At 54.4% G+C, this 19,154-nt stretch carries 17 protein-coding genes and 1 pseudogene; 12 read left to right on the top strand and 6 right to left on the bottom strand.

What is annotated here, in order from left to right; genetic code table 11:
• Nucleotides 1–1,212: aminomethyl transferase family protein (locus tag K8V32_RS14090; protein WP_303908879.1), on the bottom strand; the 1,212-nt coding region annotated here is incomplete at its 3' end.
• Nucleotides 1,213–1,351: 139 nt separating this feature from the next.
• On the opposite strand from K8V32_RS14090, the gene K8V32_RS14085 reads away from it, so the two are divergent.
• Together K8V32_RS14085 and K8V32_RS14080 are read left to right on the top strand one after the other, a co-directional pair.
• Nucleotides 1,352–2,272, top strand: coding sequence for a LysR family transcriptional regulator (locus K8V32_RS14085; protein ID WP_303908876.1), 921 nt, complete (start codon nt 1,352–1,354; stop codon nt 2,270–2,272).
• A 185-nt stretch (nt 2,273–2,457) separates the two neighbouring features.
• Entirely contained in the window at nt 2,458–3,489 is a 1,032-nt protein-coding gene (locus tag K8V32_RS14080; protein ID WP_303908873.1) for an ABC transporter substrate-binding protein, read from the top strand.
• Nucleotides 3,490–3,518: 29 nt separating this feature from the next.
• On the opposite strand, the gene K8V32_RS14075 is transcribed toward K8V32_RS14080, so the two are convergent.
• From K8V32_RS14075 to K8V32_RS14065, 4 genes and pseudogenes are all read right to left on the bottom strand, one after another.
• Entirely contained in the window at nt 3,519–4,244 is a 726-nt protein-coding gene (locus tag K8V32_RS14075) for a LysR substrate-binding domain-containing protein (protein WP_303908870.1), read from the bottom strand.
• Nucleotides 4,245–4,298: 54 nt separating this feature from the next.
• Nucleotides 4,299–4,466 (bottom strand): annotated as a pseudogene (locus K8V32_RS14695) (LysR family transcriptional regulator); the annotation flags it as partial.
• Between the two features lie 520 nt (nt 4,467–4,986).
• Nucleotides 4,987–5,286, bottom strand: a complete 300-nt coding sequence (locus tag K8V32_RS14070) for a substrate-binding domain-containing protein (RefSeq protein WP_303908867.1) — start codon at nt 5,284–5,286, stop codon at nt 4,987–4,989.
• Nucleotides 5,287–5,290: 4 nt separating this feature from the next.
• Nucleotides 5,291–5,986: an ABC transporter substrate-binding protein gene (locus K8V32_RS14065; protein ID WP_303908863.1), complete on the bottom strand. Its 696-nt coding sequence runs from the start codon at nt 5,984–5,986 to the stop codon at nt 5,291–5,293.
• A gap of 706 nt (nt 5,987–6,692) precedes the next feature.
• Between K8V32_RS14065 and K8V32_RS14060 the strand changes: the two genes are divergently transcribed.
• Nucleotides 6,693–6,938 (top strand): hypothetical protein, encoded by a 246-nt coding sequence (locus K8V32_RS14060; protein ID WP_303908860.1) that lies wholly within the window; start codon nt 6,693–6,695, stop codon nt 6,936–6,938.
• A 109-nt stretch (nt 6,939–7,047) separates the two neighbouring features.
• Complete coding sequence (locus K8V32_RS14055) at nt 7,048–8,607, top strand: acyl-CoA synthetase (RefSeq protein WP_303908857.1); 1,560 nt, start codon at nt 7,048–7,050, stop codon at nt 8,605–8,607.
• A gap of 59 nt (nt 8,608–8,666) precedes the next feature.
• Here K8V32_RS14055 and K8V32_RS14050 read toward each other — a convergent pair whose 3' ends face one another.
• Nucleotides 8,667–9,131, bottom strand: coding sequence for a MarR family winged helix-turn-helix transcriptional regulator (locus K8V32_RS14050; protein WP_303908854.1), 465 nt, complete (start codon nt 9,129–9,131; stop codon nt 8,667–8,669).
• A 131-nt stretch (nt 9,132–9,262) separates the two neighbouring features.
• Here K8V32_RS14050 and K8V32_RS14045 point away from each other — a divergent pair, with 131 nt between their 5' ends.
• The 8 genes from K8V32_RS14045 to K8V32_RS14010 all read left to right on the top strand — a co-directional run bounded on the left by K8V32_RS14045 (nt 9,263) and on the right by K8V32_RS14010 (nt 18,847).
• Nucleotides 9,263–10,186, top strand: coding sequence for an SDR family NAD(P)-dependent oxidoreductase (locus tag K8V32_RS14045; protein ID WP_303908851.1), 924 nt, complete (start codon nt 9,263–9,265; stop codon nt 10,184–10,186).
• A 9-nt stretch (nt 10,187–10,195) separates the two neighbouring features.
• Nucleotides 10,196–11,098: an amidohydrolase family protein gene (locus K8V32_RS14040; protein WP_524536750.1), complete on the top strand. Its 903-nt coding sequence runs from the start codon at nt 10,196–10,198 to the stop codon at nt 11,096–11,098.
• Nucleotides 11,095–12,273: an acyl-CoA dehydrogenase family protein gene (locus tag K8V32_RS14035; protein ID WP_303908848.1), complete on the top strand. Its 1,179-nt coding sequence runs from the start codon at nt 11,095–11,097 to the stop codon at nt 12,271–12,273. The genes K8V32_RS14040 and K8V32_RS14035 overlap by 4 nt, the downstream gene beginning before the upstream one ends.
• A 35-nt stretch (nt 12,274–12,308) precedes the next feature.
• Complete coding sequence (locus tag K8V32_RS14030) at nt 12,309–12,779, top strand: MaoC family dehydratase (RefSeq protein ID WP_303908845.1); 471 nt, start codon at nt 12,309–12,311, stop codon at nt 12,777–12,779.
• A gap of 313 nt (nt 12,780–13,092) precedes the next feature.
• Entirely contained in the window at nt 13,093–14,070 is a 978-nt protein-coding gene (locus tag K8V32_RS14025) for an ABC transporter substrate-binding protein (RefSeq protein ID WP_303908844.1), read from the top strand.
• 283 nt (nt 14,071–14,353) lie between these two features.
• A complete protein-coding gene (locus tag K8V32_RS14020; protein WP_303908841.1) occupies nt 14,354–16,075 on the top strand; it encodes a serine hydrolase in 1,722 nt (573 codons plus the stop codon).
• Nucleotides 16,076–16,208: 133 nt separating this feature from the next.
• On the top strand, nt 16,209–17,015 hold the full coding sequence (locus K8V32_RS14015; RefSeq protein WP_303908838.1) for a hypothetical protein: 807 nt from the start codon (nt 16,209–16,211) through the stop codon (nt 17,013–17,015).
• Nucleotides 17,012–18,847: a hypothetical protein gene (locus K8V32_RS14010; RefSeq protein WP_303908835.1), complete on the top strand. Its 1,836-nt coding sequence runs from the start codon at nt 17,012–17,014 to the stop codon at nt 18,845–18,847. Before K8V32_RS14015 ends, K8V32_RS14010 begins: the two co-directional genes overlap by 4 nt.
• The last annotated feature ends 307 nt before the right edge of the window (nt 18,848–19,154 follow it).

Genomic DNA, 19,154 nt, shown 5'->3' with positions numbered 1-19,154 from the left:
TGACACGAAAGCTTGTTCATTGGTGAGGTATCCGGCGTCATGCGAGATGCCAACCAGCTTTCCATCGCGTTCAACGCGGTCCACTTGGTACAGCCCGTAGCGGGCCTTCGGGAAGTTGACGTATTTCGCTGGGGTGCCAGCTTCATACAGCGAGCGCTGGGCTGTAGCAAGGTCTTCTGCATTCCATTCCAGTGATACTTTGGTTCGATGCTGTCGTTCAGACATGGCTTTTAGCGCGTCTTTGCCGATGAAGTCATGATCCCAATCGATCAGACGGCCATAGCCGATTTCAAATACCGTGTTGTAGTAGTCCTCAATGTTCTCAGAGTGGTAGCTTCCAGCAATTGAACCCATTCGGGAGGCGGGTAGCCACTGCAGGTAGTCTTCCGTTTCCTGACCGGTGAAGATGGCCGGGGTGGGGGAGGGGACCCAGGCGGATTCGAGATTGGCGGTCGAGTATGCTAGCGAACCGACCAGTTGCAAGTCGAAGTCTTTGCCAGCTTCCAGTAAGACATTGCGGATCAGATCGTAGTCTTCCCATGGGCCCCAGAATTCAAAACCGGGCTGCCCGGCCATGCCGTGGCGAATCGCACGAATGCAGCGACCTTCGATTTCGAATTCGAGCATGCCAAAGAATTTGGTTTTCGCAATTGGAATGGAGCTGACTTTTTCCATGAGCAGTTCGGCATTTGGTCCCTGGACTTCAAAGCGGTACTGCAGGGGGTCGCCGTCACGGACAGCAGAGCTGGCATCACGTTCAAAGGTCACATCGTAGTTGCCGGTTTCACCGTGGTACTGAACCCAGTCAATGACCATGTGCCAGCCGATCAGATCAAACAAGCCGTCTTCCAAGTACACCAGAATGGCATCGCCAACAAGATAGCCTTCGTGGTTGACAGCGACAAACTGTTTGGCCATATTGGGTTTGAAGTTGGAGAAGTTGTTGATGCCAAGATCGCTCAGCAGCTTTAGAGCATCAGGGCCCTTGATGAACAGGTCGGTCATGTGGTGGGACTGGTCCAATAGGGCAACGGACTCGCGCCAGGCCAGTTGTTCGGAACGCCAATTGGTAAATTCTGGCTGCACCGGAAATACAGTCGGTGCTGCCTGGGCGTTACGAAGAGCTGAAACGACTCCTCCGGCAGCTGCGATGGCTTCAGCAGCTGACTGTGAAGTGGTTGCGGTCACGGGCTTTGCAGTTGACTGCGACATAAAGAATGCTCCTGGCGAGATCAAAAATTATTCCAAGCCATCAATTTCAATGGCCGTTGCAATGATCGTAAGTTATGACATCACGTCCTATGATTAGAATCACTAATACGCTGATGCTTGATTGCTTATAGGGTGAACTGTGGATCTGAATTTGGTGCGTGTCTTTGTCGCGATTTACGAGATGAAGAGTCTGACAGCCGCAGCAGAACGTCTATTTGTCACCCAGTCGGCCGTGAGCCAGTCGCTGGCTAAATTGCGCGCCACTTTGGATGATGAGTTATTCATCCGTCGAGGCGGGGTTATGGCACCGACGTCGTTTGCCACTAGTGCCTATCCGCAGTTTTATGATGCGTTGACTGCCATTGAGCGGGTTACCGGTCGCGTTGAACCGTTCGACCCGGCGACTACAACCCGGACCTTCCGCATTGCGCTTTCTGAACTCGGTGAGGTTGGTTGGCTAGCAAATATCGTCTTTGAAGTGCGTCGGCTTGCTCCCCAAGCTCACATCGAAGTGGTTCGTCTGGAAACCGAAACGATCGCCGACCAGTTGAGGCAAGGTGAGGTAGACGTCGCCATTGCACCCATTGGTATACCCGGTGACCTGGAACGCACGCTGGTCAAAAAACAGGCCTACCGGTTACTGATGTCGGCTGCTCATCCATTGGTGGACAATGATGTCACAACAGAACAATTGCTGAAGTTGCCACGCATCGCGGTGCCCTCTGATTCGGGCTCAGACCAGCTGGAGTCCATCCAGCGCGGCTCAGCGGCCTATCGAGAACCTGCCGTAGTTGCTCAACACTTCGCTAGTATCCCACCGATTCTCCGCGCTCAACCTGATCTTGTCGCCATCGTTCCAGAATCTATTGGTGCAGGCTGGGCGAAGACTTGGCCGCTGGTCGTTAAACCCCTTCCGTTTGAGATGGCCGCATTGGAGCTGTCAGTCTATCGACGCTCAACTACCCACGATCAAGACATTCTCGATTGGTTATCCCGGGTCGTGTTGCGTGCCATTGTCGCGCTACCGGAACACTTCGAAACCATCACCGGAGGCAATTAGCACTGCGAGCCGAGACTGCACAGTGTCATGTCGCGGCAGCTATTGTGCCGTGTTTGTATGTGACGGTGGACACGTGCGTGAGGGATCGGGTAGCTTATAGATTGTCAGTCTCGCACTAACCGTTATTGACGGCTGGTCAAAGATGTTCGATAGTTCTCCCGTGATATGACACCAAAGGATCATTCATGCGGAAAACTGACCTGTGGACCCCAAGCAATCAACCACAATTTTCTCGGCGCAACCTCTTATTAGGTGGTGTTGGACTCGGAGCCATTGGACTGTTAGCAGCTTGTGGTTCCGATACGAACTCCTCCAATGGTGCAGCAGATTCTGAATCTGGCGCGCTCACGAGTCTTACTGCTGGCGTGCTGCCGATCGTGGACGTCGCCGCCATCTATATCGCCTCAACTCAGGGCATCTTTCAAAACCATGGTTTGGATATTGATATGACGCTGGCGCAAGGCGGGGCAGCGGTCGTGCCGGGCGTGGTTGCCGGTGATTTTATGTTTGGCTTCTCCAACCTCACATCATTGCTCATTGCACGCTCACGCGGACTCAATCTGAAAACTGTTGCCCCAGGCTCCGGTTCCAACGGACAAGTCGGCGCCGACTATTTCGGCGTTTTTGTTGCAGGAGACAGCGATATCCAAAATGGCGCGGATCTCAGCGGTCATACAATTGCTGTGAACACCGTGCAAAACATCAACGACTCCACCATCAAGGCTGCTCTGGAAGATGCCGGAGGCGATCCAGATTCGGTAACGTTCATGGAAATAGGCTTTCCTGATATGCCGGCGGCATTGGAAAATGGCCAAGTTGATGCCATCGCCGTGGCAGAACCCTTCTTGACCCAGGTCATTGATAACGGCGGCCGGGATGTATTATCTGCCTATGCCAGGCCGGTTGATAATCTGACAGTTTCTGCCTACTTCACCAGCGATGATCTGTGGAACGAGAATCCGGATACTGTTACCGCCTTCCAGGAGGCGATGGCCCAAGCCCAGCAGATTGCACGTGAGGATGAACAGGCCGTGCGAGAGGTCTTGCCGAGCTACACCGGAATCGAACCAGAACTCGCGGAACGGATTATTCTGCCGAGCTTCCCAGAAAAAATTAACGCAGAATCCACTCAAGTACTAGCGGATCTGGCTGAGGAAGGCGGTTTCTTAGAAGGCGATCTGAACGTCTCCGATCTGCTAGGCGAAGGATCCCACTAACCATGACGATCAGGGCCGGGGCGGTATAGTTAGCTCTGGCCTTCTTGTCGTGCACGATGTTCGTTGGACCCAATCGCCTCAAATAATGTTGGGTATACGAGCGTTGATTTGGTCACGGCATCATAGAACCACTTCAAACCGGAAACATCGTGTGTTTGAGTCCGCATGTAAACAAATAAGCGGAACGCTTCCATATCGAATGGCAGCTGGTGAACCACGATAGGAAATTTCTTTGCCCATCCGTGGGCCATTGAGGTGGGGATGACTGCCAGCAACGTCGGATGTTGTTCGAGCAGTGGCATGAGAGTGGCATAGCGCTGAATGATGATGCGAGGGGTCGAAAAAATCCCGGCTCGTTTTTCAGCCTCAAGGAGCGCTTCGAGACTTGAATCCCCCGCAAGCAGCACGCGCGACGCTTCGGCATATTTTGAGACTGTGAATTCGTCTTTCGCAAGCGCATGTCTATGCGACATCACGATGGAGAATGTCTGTTCTTTGATTGCTGTTCGTTCAAAATTATTTGACAAGACTTGAGAAGAAATTGCCACGTCGACGTAGCCGCTCTGTAGCCATTGCTCGGTTCTTTCTGTCTCAAGCGCCACCGAATGTATCTGAACTTGGGGTGCTGTACGAGAAATCTCGGATACAAAATTCGGAAACCAGCCGATTTCGCCCAGTTCCGACAGCGCGATACGAAAAGTTCGAGCAGAAGTAGCTGGGTCAAAGCTCTTGACAGTTCCCAACGCGGTTTCCACGCCTACTAGAGCATCGCGAAAGGCAGGGTACAGCTTGGATGCTACGGGCGTTGGTAGCATTGATGGGCCTTCACGCTGGAACAGCCCATCGTCTAAAGTCTGGCGTAAGCGGGCTAGCTGCTGACTCACCGCAGAAGGGGTGACGTGAAGTCGTCGAGCTGCTTCGGTTACTGTGCGACTTTCGAAAACTGCAACGAAAACTCGAATCAAATTGAGATCCATACTCGCCACCTGTTTTAGTTCAAGAAACGTTGCTGTTAGAAATTCTAATTTTTATGCCCGGAGAATCAGCCTATCGTGACATATGTCATGTGAGTTAATACGCCGAAGGAGGCCCGAACCGAATCTTCTTAGACAATACGAATAGGTGGCACGCGGCGCACGGTCGCAGCACGCTAGAAAAGTAGTCATTACTTTGGGCTCAACTTTTCTGTTGTAGTCACCAGGCTGCTATCTCATGACTTATTCAACCGACTCCATATTCTCGTTGACTCGGGAGCGCTATCGGAAGCTAGACAAATCTTCAGGTGGAGGCTGACAACGGTTGAATAAGACCAGTAAATCCATGCCCTCATGATAGTTTCTCGCAGTAGGGAAACTGGATATTTAGCCACCTTTAGACGTTTGACCACCGTACTTACGAGACGGATGACCTGAAGTTGATAGTGAGGCGCATGAGGCCTGCTTACCTGTTGGCGAGCAGACCTCATGCGACTCAGACCATCATCTCGTTGAGGAAGAACTAGTTATTGTCGACAGTGGTTATCAGTGCATCCAAATCGGCGGGTTGGTCCAAGAAACCGTATTCAACGGCCATCTCATTTAGCTCGTGTAGCGAGGTAGGATTCATTTCCGCAGTAATGTATTCCAAATTCAAGGATTCAACGAGCTCAACTTCCATGTCGCTAAAGTCTGAGATTGCTTGGACGTATTCGGCTTCATCGGACATCGCAAGTTCTGCGGCCTCGGCAATTGAATCGGTGAAGGCTTTTGCGAGGTCGGGGTTTTTGGTGGCGAAGTCTCGGGAGCTAAAGGTCACCATGGAGTTAAGATCGTCGATGGCTCGAAGCGGATCCCCCCAACATTCTTGTGCCATCCGTGTTCAGAGCCATCGTCAAGAAGGGTTCCGGAACCCACATAGCATCAATGTTGCCTTGTTCAAGCTGTGCTAGCTGGTCGGGGAAAGCGATCTCGTTGAACTCGACCTGGGCGGAATCGCCGCCGTCGTCATCCACCAGAGCCAAGGTGGTCAGGTGCCCTTGGGTCTGTAGGGTGTTTGTGGCGACGCGTTTGCCTTCGAGGTCACTCCATGTTTCAATGCCAGAGTCTTCCTGGACAATGAGTGCGGATGGTGCGAATTCTTCCGGGTCTGTGGGGTGTTCATAGCTCAGGGAGTAACCCGACAGGATGCTCATTTCCAGGCCCTGAGATTCTGCGGTTAGCAGTGACAAGGGATTGCCCACGGCAAACTCCATGGAACCGCTTGAAACTGCTGGCAGGAGCGCAGCGCCTCCTTGGCCAAATTCAAGGCTGACATCGAGTCCGTGCTTCTCAAAAATTCCTTCATCGATAGCTAACTGAACCGTCGTCGAAGTCGCGATCTGCAATACCCCAACAGTGACCGGCGTGAGTCCATCCGCGCCATCTGCGCTGACATTGTTGTCTGCTGATGTTGACGTGCACGATGTCAGTGCTAGACAAAGCGCCGCTACACTCGCGACGCTGACAGTCTTTTTGAACATGAGGTTCTCCTTGAGGTGAGGAAGCAAGATTGTTTGTTGCTGGCTATTTTCAATCCATGGAGTGAATACATAGGAAGATCCGGCGCCGCTTACGCGCGAGAGCTAGGCGCTCGAAATGATTCAACGTAATAACTGAAATAAAGTTCTTCGCTTCTGTGTGGATCAGCAAGCCCACACAAATGCTATGACATGCATCACATGTGATGAAGTGATTTTTCCAATGATTGGAAATGACGTTTGAGCCTCGTGGAGAGTTGCGTCCAGCGTGGTAGCTGAGGTAACAACCCTCGGTGGGTTGCGAAGTGGTGTGTTGTAAATTCCAAGCTTCAAAGGCAGATACATGACAGCCATCAGGAGTTGCGGAATCGAATTTGAAGATATTAAGGACGCCAAGCTGTAGGCCGCTGAACCTGCAGAAGCTGCGGCCGGCCTGAAGGGTGAGTAGGCGAACACGTTGGTAGCCCTTTGGCGTCCTGGAAAATCACGCGAAGACTTGCTGCAGTGCCTTGATGAAGAATTCGGTATCGCTGCTTCTCCCGAGTATGGATATGCTTCAACCGAAGCCATGCGGGTGATGGCCAAGGGGGAGGTCGGTGCTTTCGTTTGGCCGGTGAGGCTTGGCGCTCGCAAGCTGTTGCATCGTGCGCATGGAGTAGTAGCTGAGGTATGCCGTGCTGGGTGTATATACCTCAACAGAGCCCAGTTGATGAGACGTGGTACTCGGCAAGACGTTATTGATCCTGCTCACGCTTGGCTTCGGCGACCTCGACGACAAGCCCCCGGGTGGCGCTTAGCCCTCAATGGAAAGCGGATTTTCATTGTCAACAAAACCCAGGTGCGGTTGCGTTCCGTGTCTGGTCACTTGCTGGCTGAGCCGGTTATTCTGGCGCCCATGGCCGAAACCATCTTCGGCCACAACCAGGCTGTGGGATGGAAGGCCATGGTGGAGTGACCAAGTCTCCTTGATGGGTAAATTTTACAATCGTTGCGAATGCCAATAGTTTCAGGCAGAATGTAGGCAGTATGATAGCGCTCACATAAGAGTTCACACAAGGAGTGAGATGACAAACCACGGAATTGGCGACTGGATTGAACGACGTCGGGTCAAATCTGCCGGTCGACTTGCGGTGACTGCAGGAGATCTGGAACTTACGTACGGCGAATTCGGCGACCGCATTAATCGTCTGGCCAATGCCCTGACTGATCGCGGAGTGCAGCAGGGTGAGCGGGTAGCGTACCTGGGCGAAAACTCCGTGGAATTTCTGGAAACGCTCTTTGCTCTGGGCAGTATTGGCGCGGTATTTGTTCCTCTCAATACACGACTGGCCGGCCCCGAAGTCACATTCCACCTCGAGGACTCCGGTTCCAAGATGCTCATCGCATCCCATACCATGGAGCCGCTTGCTGTGGCTGGCGTCGAAGGCACGGACGTCGAGCGTGTGATCTTCGTGAACGACGGCAAGCGTGTTCCCGCTGAAGACGGGCGGCTGCAGCTGACATCAGAGCAGTATGACGACGTCATTGCCAGTGCAAATGCGCAGCGTCCACGTGTCAATGTAGCTCTGGAAGATCTGGCCATCATCTTGTACACGTCAGGTACGACAGGCAGTCCCAAAGGTGCAATGCTTAGCCACAGCAACCTGACCTGGAACGCCATCAACGTCATCTCGGATATGCCAATCACCAACGATGAGGTCGCACTGATGATCTCACCGATGTTCCATGTCGCTGCCCTGGGGATGGGAGTCTTACCGACCTTCCTGAAGGGTGGGCAAGTCATTCTCGAACCGCGATTCGAACCCGGTCGTGCCCTGGAATTGGTTGAGCGCCACAAGGCTACCTTTATTTCAGGTGTGCCAACCACGTATCAGATGATTGCCGAGCATCCGGCCTGGGAAGCGACCGATATCTCGTCGCTAAAAAACCTCACATGTGGTGGCTCCGCTGTGCCATTGCGCATTTTGGAGGCCTATGAGGATCGTGGCCTGAGCTTCACCATGGGATACGGCATGACGGAAACCTCGCCGGGGGCGACTACACTGCCGGCGCGCTATTCTCGCGAAAAGATGGGCTCGGCTGGTCTGCCGCAAATGCACACGCATATTCGTATTGCAGACTTTGACGGCAAGGTGCTTCCCGCAGGAGAAGTTGGTGAAGTGCAAATCCAGGGTCCGAATGTCATTAAGGGCTACTGGAACCGAGAGGAAGCCAATAAAAGCTCCTTTATTGCCGATGACTCAGGCACCTGGTTCCGTTCCGGCGATATGGGATACCTGGACGAAGACGGATTCTTGTTCATCTCGGACCGTCTCAAAGACATGATCATTTCGGGTGGTGAAAATATTTACCCGGCACAGATTGAACAAGAACTCGCCCAATTAGAATCCATTGCCGCTGTGGCTGTATTCGGGGTGCCCGATGAGAAGTGGGGCGAAGTTGGACGGGCTGCGATCATGGTTCGAGAGGGACATGAGCTGACAGAACAAGAGGTCCTGTCGTATCTTGATGGCCGACTAGCCCGCTATAAGATTCCGAAGTCTGTAGTGTTTGTTGAGGATATGCCGCGCACTGCATCCGGTAAAGTCCGTAAGCCGCAACTGAGAGAAATGTACGGCGAATAAGAGTTCAAAAATATTGGGGCGCAGCATACGCTGCGCCCCAATCATAGGGAAAATGGGTCTCACAAGGTGACTTTGGTCAATAAAGCACGCAGTTGATCGCGTTCTGAAGTCGTGAGCTTGGCTAAGACATGATCTTCAGCGGTCATGGTGATCGCTCGCGCCTGACGATAGAGCTTCTCGCCCTCGGCGGTGGCCACGATATTCTTGGACCGACGATCCCGTCGGTCGGTTTCGCGCTTGACCAGGTTGCGATCCTCTAGCGTGTCAACGAGGGCTACGATCTGTGAGGGGTCCAAGGCCACAAACGAAGACATTTCGCGCTGGGTGGGCTTTAGTTCAGAGGCTGCCAGTGCCAGCACGGAGAACTGCCGAACATTGAGGTCGACTTCTTCGAGTAACTTATTAGCATACGCGTTCCCTTTGGCGGCAAGGCGTGCGGTGAGGAATTGGATTTCTTTGGCCATCTCGGTTTCCCGCAGTGGCGAGGGATCGAGCTCATTGGCTTCTAATAGTTCGGCGTTCATGTGAAACATTTTCCCATCGATTATTGACATCTACAAGAATATCGGTTGAGATAGACAATAGGTGTTATTCACAATTATTTCTAGAGTCAACGGAAGATTGGTTCTAGATCAACCCGAAGTGAGGACAAAAAATGTCACTGAACGGCAAAGTTGCAATCGTCACCGGATCCGGCGCTGGTCTTGGACTGGCTTACGCCCAGGAACTCGCACGCCAAGGTGCCAAAGTTGTCATCAATGATGTCAACGAAGACGTCACCGCACAAGCAGTTGAAACTATTACTTCCGCAGGTGGCACCGCCATCGGTGTTACCGCACCCGTTGGTTCGACCGAAACCGCAGAAAAACTCGTCAATGCTGCCGTTGAAGAATTCGGCACCCTCGACATTTTGGTGAACAATGCCGGCATTCTGCGCGACCGTAGTCTGCTGAAGATGTCTGACGATGATTTCGATGCCGTGATCAACGTTCACCTACGCGGTACTTTTACCTGCGTTCGTGCAGCCTTTGCCTACTTCAAGGAAAACGCCGTCAAGGGTCGCATCGTGACCATTGGCTCGCCAACCGGTCAGCGAGGCAACTTCGGCCAGACCAACTATGCGGCAGCCAAAGCTGGCATCGTGGGCATGGTTCGCACCTGGGCCCTGGAAATGAAACGCGCCGGCGTAACCGTCAACGCAATCATCCCGGTAGCGGCAACCGCTATGACCGAAACGGTCCCATACTTCTCGGCCGCAATCGAGGCCGATAAAGCCGGTGAACCAATGCCAGAATTCTTCCGTAAAGAACTGGGCTTCGGTACCGCAGCCGACGTGGCCGGGCTGGTCGCCTTCCTGTCCTCTGACGGCGCAGCGAACATCACAGGGCAGACCATCGGCGTTGGCGGCGATCGCCTGCAGGTTTGGAGCCACCCAGAACCAGTGGCCACTGAATTCCGCGACGGCGGCTGGAACTACGAAGCCATGCAGTCCGAAGGCCGTGAGCTTATCGAAAACAACCTCCAAGACGTCGGTGAAAAATTCCTGGAACTGCCAGCCGAACTGCAGCCAAAGGCCTAAGTGATATCTGTGGCAAAATACCAATCCAATATTGACGTCTCCGCGATCTCCGCGGTCGACGTTCACGTCCATATTGAAATGGACGACCAGGGCCACAAGCCCATGCCAGAAGTCTTCTATGAAGCTTCCGCAAAATACTTCAAATCCGAAGACCGCACCCCATCGATTGATAAGATCGCCGAAACCTACCGCGACCTGGGTATGGCCGCCGTCGTCTTTACCCTGGATGCTCGCACCCAATTCGACGGTCACCTGCCAAACTCCATTGACGACGTCGTTGCTGGAGCACTGCGTAATAATGATGTGTTACTGCCATTTGGCTCTGTTGATCCGCGCACCGGTGAAGCCGCCATTGAAGAGGCCAAACGTCAAGCTCACGAGCTGGGTGTCCGCGGTTTCAAATTCCACCCTTCGGTGCAGGGTTTTGACCCATCGGACCGTCAGTTCTACCCCCTGTGGGAAGCGCTAGAAGAAATCGGTTTGCCGATTTTGTCGCACACCGGTCAAAACGGAATGGGTGCTGGACTGCCCGGAGGCGCTGGCATCAAGCTGGGATACTCGAACCCGCTGCTGCTGGATGAAGTCGCCGCTGACTTCCCGCACCTGCCCATCATCATGGCCCACCCATCGGTGCCCTGGCAGGATGAAGCGAACTCGATTGCCACCCATAAGGCCAATGTTTATATCGACCTGTCGGGTTGGTCGCCAAAGTACTTCCCAGAATCATTGGTCCGTCAATCCAATAACGTGCTGAAACACAAAGTGCTATTTGGTACCGACTACCCGCTGATTCCACCAACCAAATGGCTGGCAGCATTCGAAGACCTGCCGATCAAAGATGAGGTCCGTCCGCTGATCTTGAAAGATAATGCGGTCAAACTCCTTGGACTCGACCAGGAGGCCAGTGCATGACCCGCGAACCAATCTGGGATGTCTATGGTTTTTCGGATCGTCTCACCGACACTGAAAAAGCGGTGTTAGCAGAACTTCGTACCACCCTTGATGACAAGGTGTACCCGTACCTCAACGATGCGTGGAGTGAAGACCGCCTGCCAGAAGAAATGATCGAACCGCTGGAGTCGCTGCGTCTGATGGACCCACCCGCACTCAAAGCAGCCGGCGAACCAGTCCGTGGCATCTTCGAAGCCATGCGAACCTTTGAACTCGCCCGGTGCGACATCAACGTCGTCACGTTTTTCAACGCACAAGCAGGCCTGTTCCGCACCGTCATTAATCAAGGCGGCGACGCGGATCAAGTTGCTGAACTTGATCCAAAGGTCACCAACTATGACCTACTGGGTGTCTTCGCGCTGACCGAACCAGATAATGGTTCGGATGTGGCCCGCGGACTGCAAACCACGGCAACCCAAAGCGCCGATGGTAGCTGGACCATCAACGGTGAAAAACGCTGGATCGGTGGTGCTTTCCGCGCCGACGTCATCTGCACGTTCGCCCGCGACACCGCCGACAACCAGGTCAAAGCCTTCCTCGTACCACGAGAAGCCGCAGGGGTGACTCTGGAGAAAATCGAGCGCAAAGCTTCACTGCGCATCATGCAGAACGCCCACATTACCTATGACGGCGTCCAGGTGGGTGACGACGCACGGTTGAAGAACATCAACTCGTTCAAAGATGTGGCCGCGTGCCTGCGCTTGATGCGTTCGGATGCATCATTTATTGCAGCCGGTGCCATGGCCGGCGCCTATGAGGCCGCCGTCCGCTACACGACCCAGCGCGAACAGTTCGGCAAACCCATTGCCGGGTTCCAACTGATCCAAGAAAAACTGGCCACCATGCTGGCCAACGTGACCGCCTCGGTGGCCATGGCACTGCAGCTAGTGGACCAGCAGGAAGCCGGCAGCTATAAAGACGAGAACTCGGCGATGGCCAAAATGTTTACCGCAAGGAAATTGCGTGAAACCGTGGCTCTGGCACGCGAAGTCTGCGGCGGCAATGGCATCACCCTGGATACCGATGTCGCGCGCTTCCATGCTGACGCCGAAGCCGTCTACTCCTATGAAGGCACCCACGAAATCAACGCACTCATTGTCGGTCGTTCAATCACCGGCGTCAGCGCATTTGTCTAACTCGACCGTTTACTACCTAAAGGAATTCGATCTCCATGACTGAAACTCAAGCACGCACCGTTGTCCCATTTGAAGAAGTTGCCAACCTGGCCGGCACTGATCTGGGCGTCACCGAATGGATGACCGTCACCCAGGACATGATCAACACGTTCGCCGATGCCACCAGCGACCACCAGTGGATCCACACCGATGTGGAACGCGCCAAAGAAGGTCCATTCGGTGCGCCAATCGCCCACGGCTTTTTGACCTTGTCGCTGATCATCCCATTCTGGTCAGAACTATTCGACGTCACCGGCGTGACCACCAAGGTCAACTACGGCCTGGACAAAGTCCGTTTCACCAACCCGGTCAAAGCCGGCGCACGGATTCGCATGAAGGCCGAAATCTCCGAGGTCCAGGAAGTTAAAGGCAACGGCCTGCACCTGGTCACCAACGGCGTCATTGAAATTGAAGGCGAAGAACGCCCAGCTGTCGTGGCAACATTCCTGTCACGCTTTTACGCCTAAGCCCCACGCAACCTTGTGAGTCAGCCTGCGGAAGACAATTCCTCCTTCCGCAGGCTGTTGCGTACCTAAAACACGGTTGACGGGAAGGCCATTTGATCTGTGTGTGGAGTACAATCACAATACTGTTATGCGTATCACAATTTCGTTGCAGAAACTCTTCCATTCATGGCTGAGTTCGTCTATTGTTAACTTCAATTGATGAACAAATCGATTAATATTTTTTATTTTCGTACACATCACGAGTTCGTTCCTTATTCCCTTTCATTCAGCGGCACGATCTTAGCCCTGGACTCACTCTCACCGGGAGGACACAATGAAGAAGAAATTCCTATCGGGTTTTGCAACCGCTGCAGCCGCAGCGCTGATGCTCACCGCATGCGGTGGCGGTACTGATGGCGGCGACGAAGCTGGCGGCCAGACCGAAGAACTGCGCGAAGTCACCGTCGGTGTGCTCAGCATCGCGCCGAGTGTTGGTGTGGCCTACGGTATCGAACACGGCATCTTCGAAGAACATGGCTTCGACGTTGAATACGAAGTCTCCAGCGCTGGGGCAGCCATGCTGCCGGCGGTGTCAGCAGGCCAGCTGGACTTCGGTGTTGGCAACCCCTTGTCGGTGACTACGGCCGTTGATCAAGGCTTGGACATGAAGATTGTTGCCGGCTACTCAAACTCCCTTGAAGAAGGCAACGACGTGGCCGGTGTGGTCACTCGCGCCGACTCTGGTATTGAAACCTGGGCGGATCTTGAAGGTAAGACCACCGCGGTAAACGCGCTGAAGACTCTTGGTGACTTGACTATCATGCACCTTGCCGAAGAAGACGGCGCTGACCCGCAGGCGTTGAATTTCTCCGAAATCGGATTCCCCGATATGCCAGCCCAGCTAGAGCGCGGCAACACTGACGCTGTCTGGATTCCAGAACCCTTCCTGTCACAACTCCTAGAAGACGACGCTAATGAACTGGTGGGATACTCCTTCCAAGAGACGGATCCTGGCATGGCCACAATGGTCACCTTTACCTCCGGTCAGCTCGCTGAAGAAGATCCAGAAATGGCCGCCGATTTCGCAGAAGCCATGACCGCCGCACTGGCCGCAGCACAGGAAGACCAGGAAGGCTCCCGCGAACTTCTGGTTGAGTTCCTGGAAATCCCAGAAGAGGCAGCACAAGAACTCGTTATGGAGCGTCTCGACGGTGAAGTGAACCGCGAACAGCTCATGTTCATGGTTGACCTTGCCGATAAATACGACTTCATTGACGAAGCGCCATCTGAAGAAGACCTATTCTTGAACTAAATATTTCTCATCGAAAGGCTGTGGTCGGCCATCATACCGGCTGCAGCCTTTCGGCATTTAATCTTCGGGATGATGAGGGTTCAGCACCCCGCCAAGCAGGAAAGTTTCACGCTTTGCTCTACAAGACCGGTGCTTAATTTGCAGCATTCCGCAGCCGTGACGCAATATTTCCATGAAATATGATGCGACATAGGGCAAATTCAAAGTTTCAACAAGTATTGTTCCTAGCAGTGGCTAGACACACTAATCATCGCAAACTTCAGCGCCAGCCTGCGTGGAGATCATGACACGAAATATCACTGCACTTCATCAGCGTATTCAACACCTCACTGAACGGTACCCTTTTGCCGTGCACTGGCAGGTGCGTGACATCGCCACCGGGCAAACCATCGGCCACGAAGACCGCACTGTTCTTGGGTCTTTTAGTACCCGCAAGGTGAGTGTTTTGCTGGCCTGCCTGGCACTGGTACGCGCAGGTAAACTCTCACTTGATGACACCTTCGTGATCACCGAGGAACTCAAAGACGGCGTACAAGCCGGCATTATGCGCAACCTCTCACCGGGTATTGCCCTGAGCCTGCGCGATCACCTGGCACAGATGATGAGCACTTCCGACAACATGTGCACCCAGTTAGTCTTCGAAGCCATCGAACAGGCCACCGGCAACGCCCTGCAGTGGATCAATGACTACTGTGCGCAAGCCGGCATGTTCGACACCCTCCACCGTGAAGTCTTCCCACGCTCGGGCCAGCTGCCTTGGCACCACTCGATTGAATCCATGACGGTCACCTCCGCTCATGATCAGGCGCTCCTGCTAGAACGTCTTGCCCACGGCGTTGGGAACGAAGACGTCGCCGTCGGCATGGGGCTGACACCAGATCTCTGCCAGTTGGCCATTGAATTCATGAGCCATATCTACACTCCGCTATTGGGTGCACGCGTCGACAACGGACGATTTGTGGAAAAGAACGGCCGCGGCATACGTGGCCTCTCCCAGGTAGGGCTGCTGCTGGACGACGACGATGTCCCGGTTGCCTCCGTGGCAGTTTTTGCTGAGTCCATCCCGGTGGCATTATTTGACGATGTTCCCGGCCGTGCCCGGGCAATCGAACTCTTCGTCAATTTCGGACAACTCATCGAAGAACACTTCCTCGACGGCACACTAGCGCCTATGGCCGAGCGCCACATCATCCAACCCGATTTCTGGGAACAAGAATTTGGTGAACTGCTCTACACCGCCGAAAATAGCCGTGCCGTCAACGCAGACATAGCCTTCACCTTCTCCGGAGTGGGCAAAGTCTTTTTCGCCGTCATCCTGGCTGAACTTGCTGCAGAACACCATGACCTGCTGGACGGCGCCCTGGACATTACGCTCGAACACCGCCAACGAGCCGAAACCGGCACCCTGCGCCATCTGACCGGCCCACTACGGCTCAGTGTCAACGATGCGATCCAACTGATAATCGGCAGCGGCGACGGCGCGGCAGCCCTGGCCGTGCTGGAGTATCTCCACGGTCGCAAGATCGATGTCCTATCCCGAGCACAATCGTGCTTTGCCGACCTGAACAATACCGAAATCACCGGTCTGGAAGAAGACACCTCGGCCGGTGAAGCATTTATCGGCACCACAACCGCCGCGGACCTGTTGTTGGTGTTACGTAAAATCATCGATGACGATGGTCTCGTCAAAGCATGGATGTCAAACGTCTTCGAACCAGGCGGCCTAGCCTGTGCGCTGCCCGGCTACGGCCCACACACGATTGATCACTGGACGGTATCCAGTTGGGCACACATGATTCGGTACCGGCCAGAACACGGGCGAACATCGGTGCTAATTCTCAACGGCTCCAATGGTCACTACGGGATTGTAGCTCACGCACCCGTGGGGACAGAAGACGTCTCAGCGAAATTCGGCAGCCTTGGTCAATCATCGGTACCGTGTTCAAAAACGGCGGTCCGGCAAGACATCGAACAGCGCAATGCTAACGGTTCTATAACAGTTTAGTTAAAGCTTTGCCCTTTTCGGCGAGCACAGCTTTAGACGTTGGGTAATTATTGATAAAACTTGACGCTGACCTGGGTCTCTATGCCACAGAAATTGCCAGGTCATGTATCACTCACTTTGCTTCAGGAGCGTCATGAGCAATTCAACACCCAATGAGGCCAACGTGTCCGCGCACCAACAGGCCACGGAGCCGGTGCCCCCGCCACCCGGATATTCCGCCGGGGACCAACCCCACGGTCCACAACAACCCACCGGGCCCAATGGCTTTATGACCGGGCTCCGCGATCAACTCTCCGTCATCACCCACCTGGCCAAAGGTCAAACACTTCACGCACTGCAGGCCGCCTCCCGCTCCCCGCAGATGTGGTTAGTGACCTTGATTGCCGGTACGCTACTGATCGGCCTGTTATTAGCCACCACCCTGGCCCGCCTCTCAGGTGCCGCCATGAGCTCGGTGTCCTCGTTCTTCGGTGGTTCTACCATATACTTCGGCATGACCGCTGGCGCCTGGTTCACCCTGGTATTCGCCAGCATCATCGTCGCCGCACTCATCATGCTGCTGCGCGCCGTCGCACTGCACCTCACCTTCCAACTCGCGGGGAAACCACAACCCTTCCGCACCTCGATGAGTCTGCTGGCTGCCGCATATAGCTTATTCCTGCCAATCATGGCGCTTGTGCTGGTGCTGATGCTTATTCCGGGACGCTTGTGGGTCATGATCATGGCGGTGGTCGGCACCTTCTTGTGGACGTTATTGACGTTGGTTGCTGAATTATTGATCTATATTGGCCTCAACCGCACCACCGGATTTGCTGCCTCGCCATTGCGGGCTCACATCATCGCAACCGGTATCTGGATGATCGTCGTAGCAATTATTTATGTGGTGGTCAGCATGATCCTGGGCGATATCGCCTTTGACGCCCTGGGCGGGATGCTATGAGTTCCCCAGACACATTGGCTACAGCTGTGAAGCCGGTGGCTCGCCGTTTTCGTATCACCGCGCTCTTGACCGCAGCCCTATTCGTGCTAGCGGCCTGTGGAGCAGAAGTCCGCTCGGAACTTGAATTCGCCGACGACGAATCTGGTACCCGCACCCTTGTTGCGACCATCGCTGAAGATGACCTGGAGTACCTCGAAGGTGGCATCGACGCCGCCGAATCAGCGCTGGAGGCCCACCTGCCAGAGCAACTGTCCTTCGCAGGTATTACCGAAGCCAGCGATGAAGATGAAGACGCCGCAGATTCCTCCGACGGTTACCTGGCGACCTTCGAATTAGAATTTTCCGACCGGGCAGATTACGCGGCCAAAGCACAAGCACTGATTGACTTGGCAGTAGAAAAAGAAGAAGCCGTGCGCGATAGCAGCCAGGGTGAGGTCCAACAGAAAACTGTTGAAGTCGTCTTCGAACAAAGCGCCGGCCCACTGTTAGACGGGGTCATACTCGATGAAAACTTCACCGGCGCTGACCTGCTGGACTGGGCCAGCTATGCCCTGGTAGAAGAAGGCGTCGTCGCCGAAGAAGAATCCGACAGCGTCATCGGCTCTACCGGCACCGAAAGCCGCGTAGTGATCGGCGGAGAAGAATACGAATCGAGCGAACCATTTTCAGTCTCTGAAGGAACGGACCACCGCTTCAGTAACGTTTCGGTGACCATTACCGATAGCGGCACGGTTGTTGAGCTGGCGGCCGCTTTCAACTCGGGTGACCACGATACCGGTTTTGAACTCGGCCAGCAGTACCTGGAGGATACCGGGATTGGTGAATTAGAAAGTACCGACGACGGCTACTGGACTGTGACCCTCGACGACTCTGCCTCCCTGCAAGAACAACTCTCCGGGCTCCTGGGGATGGATGAGTTGGAAATCCAGGTCGAAGAAACCGCAAATGTTGAAAATGGGACTCTGCTGACCACCCTGACGGGTACCGGGTTTAGCTGTGCCGCTGCATGCCGAGATACGCCGTCCATCGGAGTGTCGTGGGGCAGTGAAAGTATCACTCCGATAGAAGAAGAAGCCGAAGGCGATACCTTCCACATCAGTTACGAACGCGGTGTGCGTGTCGAACAGGTCGATGTTGAAACGACCATTGGTATGTCGGGCAACATCGGGCAGACCTACCGATTTGCAGTCGATTCTGGTCAGGTGGAAGCCTTCGGAGACGATCTTGAAAGTGTTTTTGCCCCACCGGAAGGTACCGGCAGCATTGAAACGGAAACCACAGACGGATCCACCGTGTTTGTGACCACGCTGGACGCTGTAGAACCAGCAGAACTCAATGCCACACTTGAAGAGTTTCTGCCCGGGTCCAGCATTAGCGTCTCTGGATTTGAGGGCATCTGGCCGGAATACCGGGTGAACGTGAATTCCTACGGTGTGCAGGCCCTGGGGGCCACTCCGGCCCAGAACGTCAACCTGCCAATCATGCACTCCGCCAACCAAGATGCCAGCAACGGTCTTGGCGACGACCTTGCCGCAGAGCAAACAGAGTACACTCTGGTCGCCGCAGGGCCCACGCTGTCCGGGTTGATCACCCTGGGTGTCATCATCGTCGTCGTGGTTGCCGCGATCGTGCTGATCGTAGTCTTCCGCAAGCGCATTGCCACGGGACTACGCTCCGCCCAGCAACAGGTGGCCGCGATGCAAGCTGCCACGCCAGCCGCCCAAGCCCCTGGGTCGCAGCATGAACGCAGTGCAGCTGCAGTCCCACCCGAAGCACTGCTGCAAGATGATGAGGCATGGCAGGCCGAATTCTCCGAAGCCAAATTGCACTAACCAACTGCTTATCGCAGTGACCACTTGAGGGGTAGAACGCTTTGGTTCTACCCCTCAAGTATTTCCACGAGTTCCAACCATTGAGAAACGCTCAGCCCCCAACCATGGTCTCGCCAGCGGTTCTCCCGCTAGGCTGCACATATGGCTTGGCAGTACTGGACTACCGCGCCGCGTAGCAGTAGTTGGCGCGAAGTCCCCACCCCAAACGTCGATGCATCGCATCCATTGCGCATCCGAACCACGGCAACAGCGATCTCAAAAGGCACCGAAACCCTCGTTCACAATGGGCAAGTGCCAGCCCGCATCG

Source organism: Enteractinococcus helveticum (genome assembly GCF_020742345.1).
GTDB classification, from domain to species: domain Bacteria; phylum Actinomycetota; class Actinomycetes; order Actinomycetales; family Micrococcaceae; genus Yaniella; species Yaniella helvetica_A.
The sequence above is the reverse complement of the archived record's forward strand: the minus strand, read 5'-3'. Positions and strand labels throughout refer to the sequence as shown.

Bases quoted from the DNA above. Each gene is read 5' to 3' on its own strand.
- K8V32_RS14080 (WP_303908873.1), top strand. From the start codon at position 2,458: ATGCGGAAAACTGACCTGTGGACCCCAAGCAATCAACCACAATTTTCT.
- K8V32_RS14070 (WP_303908867.1), bottom strand. From the start codon at position 5,286: ATGGTGACCTTTAGCTCCCGAGACTTCGCCACCAAAAACCCCGACCTC.
- K8V32_RS14065 (WP_303908863.1), bottom strand. From the start codon at position 5,986: ATGTTCAAAAAGACTGTCAGCGTCGCGAGTGTAGCGGCGCTTTGTCTA.
- K8V32_RS14060 (WP_303908860.1), top strand. From the start codon at position 6,693: ATGAGACGTGGTACTCGGCAAGACGTTATTGATCCTGCTCACGCTTGG.
- K8V32_RS14055 (WP_303908857.1), top strand. From the start codon at position 7,048: ATGACAAACCACGGAATTGGCGACTGGATTGAACGACGTCGGGTCAAA.
- K8V32_RS14050 (WP_303908854.1), bottom strand. From the start codon at position 9,131: ATGAACGCCGAACTATTAGAAGCCAATGAGCTCGATCCCTCGCCACTG.
- K8V32_RS14045 (WP_303908851.1), top strand. From the start codon at position 9,263: ATGTCACTGAACGGCAAAGTTGCAATCGTCACCGGATCCGGCGCTGGT.
- K8V32_RS14035 (WP_303908848.1), top strand. From the start codon at position 11,095: ATGACCCGCGAACCAATCTGGGATGTCTATGGTTTTTCGGATCGTCTC.
- K8V32_RS14030 (WP_303908845.1), top strand. From the start codon at position 12,309: ATGACTGAAACTCAAGCACGCACCGTTGTCCCATTTGAAGAAGTTGCC.
- K8V32_RS14025 (WP_303908844.1), top strand. From the start codon at position 13,093: ATGAAGAAGAAATTCCTATCGGGTTTTGCAACCGCTGCAGCCGCAGCG.
- K8V32_RS14020 (WP_303908841.1), top strand. From the start codon at position 14,354: ATGACACGAAATATCACTGCACTTCATCAGCGTATTCAACACCTCACT.
- K8V32_RS14015 (WP_303908838.1), top strand. From the start codon at position 16,209: ATGAGCAATTCAACACCCAATGAGGCCAACGTGTCCGCGCACCAACAG.
- K8V32_RS14010 (WP_303908835.1), top strand. From the start codon at position 17,012: ATGAGTTCCCCAGACACATTGGCTACAGCTGTGAAGCCGGTGGCTCGC.